At 51.2% G+C, this 12286-nt stretch carries 11 protein-coding genes, 1 pseudogene and 2 other annotated features; of the genes and pseudogenes, 2 read left to right on the forward strand and 10 right to left on the reverse strand.

Annotated elements, in window-relative coordinates:
* Nucleotides 1-216 precede the first annotated feature (216 nt).
* The 3 genes from ABXS70_RS19600 to ABXS70_RS19610 are packed head-to-tail and all read right to left on the reverse strand — an operon-like array spanning nucleotide 217 to nucleotide 1898.
* The gene (locus tag ABXS70_RS19600) at nucleotides 217-702 is read right to left on the reverse strand and encodes a MogA/MoaB family molybdenum cofactor biosynthesis protein (protein WP_342554669.1); all 486 of its coding nucleotides are present in this window, start codon (nucleotides 700-702) and stop codon (nucleotides 217-219) included.
* Between the two features lie 37 nt (nucleotides 703-739).
* Nucleotides 740-1243 carry a cyclic pyranopterin monophosphate synthase MoaC gene (moaC, locus tag ABXS70_RS19605; RefSeq protein WP_342554668.1) on the reverse strand — a complete coding sequence of 168 codons (504 nt, stop codon included), beginning with the start codon at nucleotides 1241-1243 and terminating at the stop codon, nucleotides 740-742.
* Between the two features lie 16 nt (nucleotides 1244-1259).
* Entirely contained in the window at nucleotides 1260-1898 is a 639-nt protein-coding gene (locus ABXS70_RS19610; protein ID WP_342554667.1) for a 5-formyltetrahydrofolate cyclo-ligase, read from the reverse strand.
* 278 nt (nucleotides 1899-2176) lie between these two features.
* Here ABXS70_RS19610 and ABXS70_RS19615 point away from each other — a divergent pair.
* Nucleotides 2177-4139 (forward strand): annotated as a pseudogene (locus ABXS70_RS19615) (ABC-F family ATP-binding cassette domain-containing protein).
* A 572-nt stretch (nucleotides 4140-4711) separates the two neighbouring features.
* Here the strand turns inward: ABXS70_RS19615 and ABXS70_RS19620 are convergent.
* From ABXS70_RS19620 to ABXS70_RS19650, 7 genes are all read right to left on the reverse strand, one after another.
* Nucleotides 4712-6265, reverse strand: a complete 1554-nt coding sequence (locus tag ABXS70_RS19620; protein ID WP_342554665.1) for a 2-isopropylmalate synthase — start codon at nucleotides 6263-6265, stop codon at nucleotides 4712-4714.
* Between the two features lie 268 nt (nucleotides 6266-6533).
* Nucleotides 6534-6875 (reverse strand) — a binding site (T-box leader).
* A 58-nt stretch (nucleotides 6876-6933) separates the two neighbouring features.
* Nucleotides 6934-7283 (reverse strand) — a binding site (T-box leader).
* Nucleotides 7284-7432: 149 nt separating this feature from the next.
* Complete coding sequence (gene tsaD / locus ABXS70_RS19625) at nucleotides 7433-8491, reverse strand: tRNA (adenosine(37)-N6)-threonylcarbamoyltransferase complex transferase subunit TsaD (protein WP_342554664.1); 1059 nt, start codon at nucleotides 8489-8491, stop codon at nucleotides 7433-7435.
* Complete coding sequence (rimI, locus tag ABXS70_RS19630; RefSeq protein WP_342554663.1) at nucleotides 8488-9009, reverse strand: ribosomal protein S18-alanine N-acetyltransferase; 522 nt, start codon at nucleotides 9007-9009, stop codon at nucleotides 8488-8490. The genes tsaD and rimI overlap by 4 nt, the downstream gene beginning before the upstream one ends.
* A 17-nt stretch (nucleotides 9010-9026) precedes the next feature.
* Nucleotides 9027-9920, reverse strand: coding sequence for a tRNA (adenosine(37)-N6)-threonylcarbamoyltransferase complex dimerization subunit type 1 TsaB (tsaB, locus tag ABXS70_RS19635; protein WP_342556262.1), 894 nt, complete (start codon nucleotides 9918-9920; stop codon nucleotides 9027-9029).
* A gap of 62 nt (nucleotides 9921-9982) precedes the next feature.
* On the reverse strand, nucleotides 9983-10468 hold the full coding sequence (gene tsaE / locus ABXS70_RS19640) for a tRNA (adenosine(37)-N6)-threonylcarbamoyltransferase complex ATPase subunit type 1 TsaE (RefSeq protein ID WP_342554662.1): 486 nt from the start codon (nucleotides 10466-10468) through the stop codon (nucleotides 9983-9985).
* 245 nt (nucleotides 10469-10713) lie between these two features.
* Entirely contained in the window at nucleotides 10714-10890 is a 177-nt protein-coding gene (locus ABXS70_RS19645) for an H-type small acid-soluble spore protein (RefSeq protein WP_342556261.1), read from the reverse strand.
* Between the two features lie 4 nt (nucleotides 10891-10894).
* On the reverse strand, nucleotides 10895-11194 hold the full coding sequence (locus tag ABXS70_RS19650) for a hypothetical protein (protein ID WP_342554661.1): 300 nt from the start codon (nucleotides 11192-11194) through the stop codon (nucleotides 10895-10897).
* 164 nt (nucleotides 11195-11358) lie between these two features.
* Between ABXS70_RS19650 and ABXS70_RS19655 the strand changes: the two genes are divergently transcribed.
* Nucleotides 11359-12270 (forward strand): Ku protein, encoded by a 912-nt coding sequence (locus ABXS70_RS19655; protein WP_342554660.1) that lies wholly within the window; start codon nucleotides 11359-11361, stop codon nucleotides 12268-12270.
* The last annotated feature ends 16 nt before the right edge of the window (nucleotides 12271-12286 follow it).

Raw genomic sequence — 12286 nt, forward strand, 5'->3', positions numbered from 1 at the left:
ATGCGCATATCCGAAGTCATGTTCACAGTTGTCTGAGTGCATTTGGATTTATGCCCATCATACCACAGATGTAACCACTTACATACCCGTAAAATGTTATAACAGCACATATTTTCTCTCAGCCGAATCTTAGAGGACAGGGCCTTTTAACAAAGGAAAGGTTTATCCTTTATGGGATCTACACCATTCTAGTTCATCCACGAGCACATCTTCAGCTTACTGGTTGAATTGGCCGGTTACCATCAGGAGCGCCTCTGGAAGCTGATCCATGATGGCTGCCAGATGCTCATGTACGCCTTTTGGTGTACCCGGCAGATTCACGATCAATGTACGCCCGCGAATACCGCATACTCCGCGGAATAACATCGCTGAACGGTTTTTGCTCATCACACTGAATCTCATGGCTTCCGCCATTCCGGGAACTTCCCGTTCAATGACACGCCTTGTCGCCTCAGGCGTAATATCCCGAATTGCCAGTTCCGTGCCTCCTGTCGTCAATACGAGGTCAGCATGAAAATAATCGGTCATCTCGATCAAAGCTGCAATAATCTCATCGGGTTCGTCAGGAACGATCCGATACTCCACGATCTGACCACCCAGTTCTTCTTCTACCAGTTCCCGTATGACTTGCGCACTCGTATCCTCTCGTTCTCCACGGGCCCCTTTGTCACTGGCTGTCAGGATTGCTGTTCTCCACACCATAAAGATCACCCTTCTCCTCTATGAAAATAAATATCCGTTACCGGTTATAATCACCGTTTTTACCGCCGCTTTTGGACTGCAGCATCGTTGGACCGATGATCATATCCTTTTGCATTGCCTTGCACATGTCATAGACCGTCAGTGCCGCCGCCGAAGCGGCCGTGAGCGCCTCCATCTCGACACCTGTCTTGCCCTCTGTCTTGACTGTTACTTCAATATGAAGCTCATCCACTCCGTTATCATGAAAACGAATATCCACACCATTCAGTGCAAGCGGATGACACATGGGAATCCAGTCGGACGTTTTCTTCGCTCCCTGGATGCCCGCAACTTGAGCAACCGCGAGCACATCCCCTTTGCCAATACGACCTTGGCGGATCGCTTCCAGTGTCTCCGGGTTCATCGTTACTTTGGTTACAGCCGAAGCGGTACGCACCGTAACATCCTTACCTGAAATATCCACCATTCGAGCCCGCCCCTGCTCGTTAAAATGAGTCAGCTTCCCGCTGGAAGCATGATCACGGTTTATTTCCGAGTTCAATCACATCACAACCCTTTTATTCGATATGTAATATACCTTCGGGTGTTATCAACAGATCCAGCCGCAGATCAAGCGGGTCCATCGGAATATCGGGCACCAGCTGCCCAGGCATTACCAGAGCTGCCATAAGAGGTCTTTTGCCTTGTTCCGCACACTGCTTCTCCAGACACTCCGCAAATCGGTCATAATAACCGCCGCCGTATCCAATACGCCCTCCCTGGAGGTCATAACCCAGTCCCGGTACAAGCACAAGATCCAGTTCCGGCCAGTCCTCGGGATGCAGTACGTCACAAGAGCCCTTAGGTTCAGGTATGCCCCATATGCCCGGTTCAATATCCTGAGTCCCCGTCACTTTACGCAGTTCCATGCGGGGCGGATCAGCGAGCACTTTAGGCGCAAGCATAACATCCCCCTGTTTCCATCCCTCTTCAAAAAGAAAAACGGTAGAGGCCTCACTGCCGTAGGACAGATAGCTGAAAATAACCAGCGGTTCACGCCGCTGCCTGTTTTTGCTCAGCCGCAGGCAGTCCAGTTCACGCTTCAATCCGCCATTCATCTGAATGAGAGCTTGCTGACGCATCTGTTCGTCCAGCCGTTCGCGCAGCTGTCTGAGCCGGGATCGAAGCTGCTTCTTCTGTTCCGCATGATCCTGCATAATGCCGCCAAACCTCCTGTTGATCTGGAAGGTAAAAAAGAATTCATTCCACTGCATTTATATGTTAAGACAAGATGTCATCTGGATGATCAGGTTCAAATGATTCATTTTCTGCAAAATCGTCATGTAATAACATGTCTTCTTTCAGTTTATCATTGATTGAACAAAAAGACTACAAGCCGGGGCTGTTCCCAATCGGTGCATTTGCTCTGTATTTCATGTAAACTGAAAGGTAAGTGTTTAATACAAGAACTCGACCTATGGAGGAACTTCATTCTATGCTGCTGCAAGTATCCGGAATTATTAAACGTTTTGGTGTCGATCCGATCCTGGACGGCGTGAACTTACAAATATTAGAACGTGAGCGTATCGGCCTGGTTGGTGTTAATGGTGCAGGTAAATCAACACTGCTCAAAATTATAGCTGGCGAGATGTCCTATGACGGCGGACAAATCTTCAAATCCAAAGAAACAACGCTCGGTTACCTCGCACAGAACAGCGGCCTGCAGTCCGACCGCAGCATCTGGGAAGAGATGATGCATGTCTTCTCACATCTCACCCAAACCGAAGCAGAACTCAGACAGATGGAACATGATATTGCCGATCCTGCCCTGATGGAGGATGAGAAACAGTATGCCGACCTGCTGGAACGTTATGCAAGACGCTCGGACTGGTTCAAGGATCATGGCGGCTACGAGATGGAAACGCGCATTCGCAGTGTCCTGCACGGAATGGGCTTCGGTGAATTTTCACCCGATACCCCGATCGGTACACTCAGCGGCGGACAGAAGACCAGACTCGCATTAGCTCGCATTCTGCTGCAAGCTCCCGACCTGCTCATGCTGGACGAGCCGACAAACTATCTGGACATTGCCACACTGACGTGGCTTGAGGATTACCTGAGAGGTTACTCAGGCGCCCTGCTGGTTGTATCGCATGACCGGTACTTCCTGGACAGGCTTGTCACAACGATCGTCGAAATCGAGCGTCATCGCTCCAAGAAATATACAGGGAATTACAGCCGTTATATGGAACTGAAGGCTGCCGAATATGAAAGTCAGATGAAGCAGTACGAGAAACAGCAGGGCGAGATCGCAAAGATGGAAGACTTTGTGCAAAAAAATATCGTGCGCGCTTCGACTACGAAGCGTGCACAGAGCCGCCGCAAAGCGCTGGAGAAGATGGATCGTCTCGACAAACCGCTCGGTGATCTGAAGAAAGCCCATTTTTCATTCGAAACGGCTGTCATGTCCGGCAAGGAAGTGCTTCGCGTAGATCAGCTGTCGGCTGCATATGATGAAGGTCCACCGCTGTTCCGCAATGTATCCTTTGATCTGCGGCGCGGCGAGACGGTTGCACTGATCGGACCTAACGGGATCGGGAAATCAACGATGCTGAAATGCCTTACCGGAAGTCTTCGCCCTGCGCAGGGCGACATTCAGTGGGGCACCAAAGTACAGATCGGTTATTATGACCAGGAACAGACCGGACTTAATCCGTCCAATACCGTACTGGAGGAACTTTGGAGTGCCTACCCAGGCATGGAAGAAGCACGCATCCGTACCGTACTGGGTAACTTTTTGTTCAGCGGTGACGATGTGCTCAAAAAAATATCCTCACTGAGCGGTGGAGAGAAAGCGCGTGTGTCTCTGTCCAAGCTTATGTTGAAGGAAGCCAATGTGCTGATTCTCGACGAACCGACGAACCATCTTGATCTCTTCGCCAAAGAAGTGCTGGAAGCCGCGTTAATGGATTACGAGGGAACACTCCTCTTTATCTCCCATGACCGTTATTTCCTGAATAAAATGGCAGAACGTATCGTTGAACTTCATCCTGAAGGTACAGAGCACTATCTGGGCAACTATGATGATTACGTGGAGAAAAAGCAGGAGCTGGAAGAGATTGCGCGCGAAGCCGCCGAAGCTCGCCAGTCAACGTCAAAATCAGCTTCATCAGCCGCAAAGACGAGTCCGCAAGCTTCCGAGAAATCCGGTGCAGCTTCCCTTCGAGGCAGACAAACAAGCCAAGCGCGAGGAACGGAACAGACAGCGCAGACAGGAAGCTCTGGAACAGCAGATTTCCGAGCTGGAGGCAGAGATTACCTCACTGGAGGAACAGATGGCTTTGCCCGAAGTTTATCAGGACTATATGAAGCTTCAGGAGCTTCAGCAGACCTCCGAAGAGCACAAATCCCAGCTTGCCAAGGCTTATGAGGAATGGGAAGCACTGGCTATGGGCTAGACCGCGATCGTAATCCTGGTTACGAATAACAATATCACTCAGGGTATGTGAACGGGGTAAGTCCTGTTGAACATTCATATATTAAATTCATGTAAAAGGGGCACACCGTTAACATGGTAACGGTGTGCCCCTTTTCGTATACCCCCATAAACTCTCGGGTGACTATATAGAAATTTAGATGTTAAGAATGGTAAGATCAGAAATCTGTCGACTCGCCAGAGATCCTGAAATCATGTTTTCACAATTGTCAAATTCAATCGAATTTCGCAAAATAATTTTCCAGGTTGTACACCGTTTTTATCCACAAGAGCAGGCATTCCTTCTCAGCCCATTTCAAGTAATTAAACGTTGGTAGAATAAGGTTTCTTTAAAAAAGCCATAATTATCCACCATTTTATCCACATTATCCACAATGTTGTGGGTAAATGAGGCACATTATATCCCCTATAAGCTGTATGTTTCGAAAACATGACTTACAGGGCTTTGCCTTAGTTACCCACATTTTACACTGGATATGTGGATAACTATAATAACACCTTGACAGATTCGAATACTGCACAGTTATTTCGCGCTTAAGCTAATACTTCTTCATCTTCCGCAGATTCGACTTTCAGGCCTGCTGCATTACACGCCGCAACGTAAGCCAAACCTGCTGCCATGACGATATCATGATGTGTAGCAGTTCCCCGGAATTCTCGTCCGGCACGCTCTACCGTCACCACCGCTTCCGCACTGGCTGCTTCTCCACCGCTCAAGGCATGCATCTCCATGTCTACAAACGTAATATCGTCCGAAATACACTGCCCAATCGCCTGAATCGTCGCGTCTACAGGACCTCCGCCTACAGCAGAGTAAGAATGTTCCCCTGCACTGGTTCGAATACGTACCGCCGCCATGCGGTCTGTCATACTTCCCGCGGTCACCTGCAGCTCAACCAATTCATAATCCTGAGCCGGGATGTTCATCGTTTGGCTCACCATCTGCAGCAGCTGGTCATCACTCACCACTTTTTGTTGATCCGCGGTGACTTTGAACACTTCGTACAGCTGTTCCATCTGCTGCTCATCCGGTTCAAAACCGTATTTGCGTACCCGATCCTTCAGGGCGTGTCGGCCGGAGTGTTTCCCCAAAATAATCATGCTCCGCGGAATGCCCAGTGCTTCCGGGTCCATAATCTCATACGTATTACGATTCTTCAGCAGACCATCCTGATGGATGCCTGACTCGTGCTGGAAGGCATTGCGTCCAACCACCGGCTTGTTATATGCAATCGGAAAATGCATAGCCCGGCTGATCTGGCGGGATGTTTCATACAGCTGATTCAGCTTGATGTTGGTTGCGGCTCCGATAACATCACCACGTGTCTCCAATGCCATAATCAGCTCCTCCAGCGCACAATTCCCCGTCCGCTCGCCAATTCCATTAATCGTCACTTCAATCTGTGAAGCTCCGTTTGCAATGGCAGCCAGACTGTTCGCAACCGCAAGCCCCAAATCATTGTGACAGTGTGCACTATAGCGAACCCGATCGCCGCCTCTTGCTCCTTCGCGCACTCGCCGGAACATCTCTCCATATTCATGCGGCAGCGCATAGCCAACCGTATCCGGAAGATTGATAATACTTGCCCCAGCTTCAATGGCCGTTTCGACCATTTCGATCAGATCATCCATCTTGGTACGCGCAGCATCCATCGCCGTGAACTCAACCGTATCTGTAAACTGGCGTGCATAGGCGACCATCTCCCTGGCAGTTGCGACGACCTCACTCCGTGGACGACGAAGCTGATGCTCGATATGAATATCCGACGAAGAGATAAACAGGTGAATCCGGCGCCTCGCGGCATCCTGCGTCGCTTTCACTGCTGCGTCAATATCCCCTTTGACTGCACGTGCAAACCCGCAAATTTCTACCTGCTGCAGCTGCCTTGAAATCGCCTGAACCGCCGCGAATTCTCCTGGACTGGAGATCGGGAATCCAGGCTCGATGACGTCAATACCAAGCGAAGCCAGCTGATGAGCCAGTTCTATTTTCTGCTCAGGCTGCAGACTGGCTCCCGGTGCCTGCTCTCCATCACGCAGCGTCGTATCAAAAATTTCAATCATTCGTTTATTCGAGTTAGTTGTCATCGTAAATCAGCCTCCATTAAATTTCGGGTTATTGTGCACGTTTCTTCATAGTCATATCGCTGAAAACACGGGTGAAATACTTCTCTCAGCTCACTTCGTTGTTATATGTTTGGGGTTGTAAAAAGTTATATTCAAGGTAATGATTCAAAGTGTACGTCGACTTACACTCTGACCTGATTCTGATGTTGACTTGATGCCGCATCCCATATGGTTGTTTCTTTTGCCCACCCTGCTGCCGGCAGCAAATACAAATAACCCGCCATCTCATCTAAGAGACGGCGGGTTATTCTCCCCTCCGCGGTACCACTCTCGCTTGACAGCCTCAGCCCTGCGCTGACACCATCCACCTCGTGTTCTCCATAAATGCATTGAACTGCGCAGCCGTCTGCGTGAAGCCAGTCAATGAATCCAAGAGAAACACCCTGTAACGGGGGTTAACCGTTGCTTTGTACACATGAGATGCCGCCTCCAAGGCAGTGGTTAATCAGATCCCATGTTTCCAAAACTCTGTTCCCGGGCGAGATTCAAACGTTTCCGGCCGCTGCGTCGCACCACCCCGCAGCTCTCTGAGCACCTTTGCCGTTCTACTGCTCCCGTTCATTACATTTGTTTGATATGTTCACATTTGTCGTCCAAAATCAAAAAAGCCTGCCCTCTCCTGCATAAATGCAAGAGACGACAGGCTGTTCACCTTCGCGGTACCACTCTTGTTGACTCCCATCCTGTATAAATAACGGGTTGAAAGTCCCCTCAGTATTGTTCATCGATCTTTCGGTTAGACTCAGGTATCGTCAATGTATCCCCGCTCTAATCTGAAGTAAATCGATAACAACGCCCGTTCACGGAGGCCAGCCGTAACAATATACTGCCGGGTTGCTTCAGCCTTCGGCTCTGCAAACAACAGCGTTCCATCGTTCCGCTTCCAGGTGAGTTTCAGGTTTCCTTCGGCTGCGTTGCACCATCCCGCAACTCTCTAATGACCGGGAGTGACCTTACTGTTCCTGTTCATTGCGTTTATCGGTTCAGGAGATAACTCCTGTTTAAATTTGTAACTAATATACAATCTTCACAACCTGCTGTCAACTACCTTCTCACCGTCTGCTGTCAGACATTCAATCCAAAGCTAAATAATCTCTTTTCAGAATGCGCTTTGCTCCTGCAAAATCATCAGGCTTCAGCCTGTACCGACCAGGCTTCCAGAGAAAGCCCGGGATCAGCCTTCGCGTCAAAATCAGTCCCTTCGCCGCGAATCCATTTCAGATGCGCTGCCGCACCAATCATGGCTGCATTATCTGTGCAGTATTCCATCGGCGGAATAACGAGTTCCAGCCCTTCCTTCGCACAGCGTTCCTGCAGGGCCGTCCGCAAGCCGCGATTAGCCGCAACTCCGCCGCACAGGAGCAGCTGCCGTGAGCCGTATTCCCGGACAGCTCGTACCGCTTTTTCAACCAGCACCTCCACGACAGCTTCCTGAAAACCACGTGCCACCGCAGACGGCTCCAGTGTTTCGCCGCGCATTTTAGCCTGATTCAGCGCATTCAATACCGCCGATTTCAGCCCGCTAAGACTGAAATCATAGGACCCTGCTTCAAGCCATACTCGCGGCAGCGGAACAACGTCCTCCGCTTCGGACGCCATCCGGTCTACATGCGGCCCGCCCGGATAAGGGCACCCTAGGGCGCGGGCAACTTTGTCGTACGCCTCACCAACCGCATCGTCTCGTGTGCGGCCAATCAGCTTGAATTTGCCTTCGGACTCCAGATGCACAAGCTCTGTGTGCCCCCCCGATACGACAAGGGCCATTGCCGGATACTGCAGTTCACGCACAAGGCGGTTTGCATAAATATGCCCGGCAATATGGTGGGTGCCGATTAGTGGTTTGCCCAGCGCCATCGCCAGCGTTTTGGCAGCTACGATGCCCACCAACAGTGCGCCGACCAATCCAGGTCCCTGGGTGACTGCGATCGCGCTCAGATCACGTGGACGAATGCCCGACTGTTCAATCGCCTGCTCCAGCATCAGAGTGATGACTTCGACGTGCTTACGCGAAGCCACCTCCGGTACAACTCCACCGAACGCTTTATGTGTTTCGATCTGACTAGAGATCAGATTGGACAGCACTTCCCGCCCGTCTTTGACAACGGCTACCGATGTTTCATCACAGCTTGTCTCTACCGCCAGAATATAGGACGGGGCATAACTTTGATTATCTATAAAATCGTTCATGAATCCAGTACGCTTCCTTCCTCTTCGCCGCTCCGGCTCACAGGCGGCAGTGCCGCCCACATGATCATTGCATCCTCTCCGTTATCGGAGTAGTACCCTTTGCGCAGACCTGCCGATTCAAACCCTTTTTTCTGATACAAATTCTGGGCTACGATATTGGACACCCTGACCTCCAGCGTCATTCGCTCCATGCCGAGATAAGCCGCTGTTTTCATCAGCTCGTCCAGCAGCTTCTCGCCCAGCTTGCGGCCTTGGTATGCTTTTCTTACCGCAATATTGGTAATGTGAGCTTCGTCCATAATCGTCCACATGCCCGCATACCCAATGGCTGTACCGTCTAACTCCATGACCATATATTTTGCAAAATGATTATGCTTCAATTCATTATGAAAAGCCTCTTCCGTCCAAGGGAGGGTAAATGCCTCATGCTCAATCTCCATCACATCCGGAATATCCGCTACCGTCATGAGTCTGAACTGAAACATGGTTTCCTGTCCTTCTTTCGCTGCGTTGTCCATCCGCTCTCCCTCTCCCTTCAGCCTTTGCGCAGCAGGTTCGCTTCCGCTTCGGACAGCTGGGTGTAGTTTGGCACCAAAGCATGTACGTCGTCGCGCTGACCTGCCAGCAGCGCTTCAGCGCCGAGGCGCCCAATCCAGCGGCCTTCCAGCTCATATGGTACGAGCTGAAGCGCCGTTCCTGCGGGACAGCGAAGCGCTGCCGCTGCCTCCGCATGCTGGCCCGTCTCGCCGACGATCCAGACGGCAGCGGGCCGCTCTTCCGGCGCCGCCTCCGCTATGCGGGCGGCGAGCTCTTCCAGCCATCCGTCCATTTGACGGATGGCATCCGGCGCCAGCCGGCGGGGCGCATCGCCGCCGGCGGAGGCGAACAGCGCGGTATAGGCTTGACCGCGCCGCGCATCCACGAGCGGAACGATCCAGTGGACAGGGGCGGCACTCGTGCCGCCCTGGTCCGCGGATGGCGTTCCGCCAGACCCGGCTGCGGTATCGTCTGCCGCAGCCATCGCCTTGGCGGCGAGGCCGCTGTGCCAGCCGCCCCAGGCGATGGCCTGAAGGCTGGACACCCCCGCAACGGGGATGTCCCATGCCCAGGCCAGCGTCTTCGCCGCGGTCACCGCGATGCGGATGCCCGTGTACGATCCTGGCCCAATGCCGACGGCGATCCCGCTGAGCTGGCCCGGCTCGGTACTGCTGGCGGCCAGCAGCTGCTCCATTACAGGCACAACGTGCACCGAGTGGTTACGTTCAGCTCGTTCATTGCGCTCCTCCAGCAGTGATCGTTCTTCCATCACCGCTGCGGCCATCACCGCGGTAGATGTATCCAACACCAAAAACCGCTGACGCGGCTTTTCTTGCAAAGGTTCGATCAGATCCTTTTCTTGCGAATCCTTGATTATACTTTTATTTTCCATATCCTTGATCATCTTCTTATTTTGCAGTTCTTCCATCACACTCTTGTTTTGCAGCTCTTTTGTCATCCCAAGACTCCATTCTGTCTGAACTGTCGGCACAGCTCAGCATACACCTCACCATACCCATCCAGCGTTATCGTTCGCTCTTCAAGACCTGTCGTCTCGATCTGCACATGAAGATGCTCCTGCGGCAGCAGCTCGGGAATGATGCTGGACCACTCTACCAAACTGACACCATCACCGTAAAAATACTCCTCAAGCCCCAGCTCGTCCGCTTCTTCCAGCGAAATACGGTACACATCCATGTGATACAGCGGCAATCGCCCTTCGTATTCCTTGATCAGTGTGAACGTCGGACTGCTCACGACATCTCTCACACCCAAATGCCAGGCAAACTTCTGTGAAAATGCTGTTTTGCCTGCGCCCAAATTGCCATCCAGCGCAATGACCATTCCGGCCTGTGCCCGCACCGCGAGTGCGGACGCAAGCGCTTCTGTATCTGCAATGCTGCGGGATGGATACACCCACTGCTCATGCGTCTGATTCAATATACGCCCCACCTTTGACGGTTCCCCGCCTGAGTTCACTTTGACCCTTATTATATCGGTCCCTTTCCTCGCCCGCAACATTGAAGGAACAAGCTGGAAGCCCTAGACTTCATAACCATCTTGATGGACGATCGTGGATAAAATCAAAACAAATAAACCGGCACCTTTAGGTACCGGATTTGTGAATCCATGAACAGCTGGAATTCCCCTTCTCCTCTTCATCAATCACCAATAGGCCCTACCTGCTATTCCTCCAGACGATCCACACGGACTGTCTGTGTATTGCCAGGTCTGCTGCCAACCTGTACGGTCGCCATACCGTTAGCTTCATCTACATTCTCAATCCAGACAGGCTCCCCTTCAAGCATGACTGCAATCGTATCTTTGGATTCATATATTGCTTTTGCCCGCTTCGCATCCATCATGTTATTCGTAATCTCCTTCCGGGTCTTCGTTATGGGTTTCCTGAACCATCGTATCTGTCGTACTATCCCCAATATAGCCGTTGTCCTCCGTAACCTGACCGCCGCCTAAACCTTCATTGACCATACGATCGATGTCCAGCATAAATGATTCACGATCCAGCGGCAGCTTCTCCGAAGTAACTGCTTCCCAATTTACAGCCGATGCGGGGGTATAAAACTCTTCTGCACTTTCGGCATCCTCCAGAGGATAGGGTGTGAACGTATGCTTGTGCGCCTCTTCCTCGTCCCGCCTGTTCTTCATTTGGCACCTCCCCTGTTGTTTCTGTTATCATCCCCGACTCTTACAGAACCATTCAGTCCATTACACTGCCCCTGCGAAACCATGTAATCAGCGGATTTACGATTATCCCTCATTACAGCTGCCCATACTATTATAAAAAAGAAATTTCGAAAGGAGCCGCCCCCATGCATACCGTCTGGAAAGGCGCCATCAGTTTCGGCCTCGTGCATGTGCCCGTCAAAATGTTCTCCGCTACAGAGGACAAGGATATCTCCATGCGTTATATCCACAATGTCTGCGGAAGTCCGCTCGCTTATGTACGTCAGTGTCCCTCCTGTGAGGTTGAAGTGAAATGGGAAGAGATCACCAAAGGTTACGAATATGAGAAGGGTAAATTTGTTTTGTTTGAAAAAGAAGAACTCGAGGCGTTAAACGAGTCCGCCAGCAAAACCATTACCATTCTGGATTTTGTAGATTTAACCGAGATTGACCCGATCTACTTCCAAAAAACCTATTACCTCTCTCCCGATCAGGCTGGCGGAAACGCCTATCAACTGCTTATGAACGCCATGCGGGATACGGGTAAAATCGGAATCGCCAAAATCTCCATCCGTTCTAAAAGCAGTCTAGCCGCCATTCGTGTACTGGATGACTGTTTATCGATGGAAACGATCTTTTACCCTGATGAGATTCGCCCGGTGTCTCAAGTCCCTAACCTTCCTGAAATTCAGAATGTGAATGAAAAGGAACTCACGATGGCCAAGCTGTTGATCGATCAGCTCTCCACCCCGTTTGATCCTGGTAAATACACAGATGACTACCGGGCGAAGCTGCTCGATCTTATTCAGCACAAAGTAGCAGGTGAGGAAATTAAAATTGCACCAGCCAAACCGGAAGCCAATGTGATGGATCTCATGGCAGCGCTGCAGGCCAGTATTGAAGCGGTTAAACCGATTCCTGCCGATCCGGGCACATCTACGGCCAAACCAAAAAAGCGTGCTCCACGAAAAACAACTGCTCAGGCTGCCGCCGGAGGAGAAACCGATGTTACTGCTGCACCCAAACGCAAAAAGGCCCCAGCCAAGCCAAAAGCTTAACCCCTCTGGGAAGAGC

The sequence above is a fragment of the Paenibacillus sp. AN1007 genome (genome assembly GCF_040702995.1).
Taxonomy (GTDB): Bacteria; Bacillota; Bacilli; order Paenibacillales; family Paenibacillaceae; genus Paenibacillus.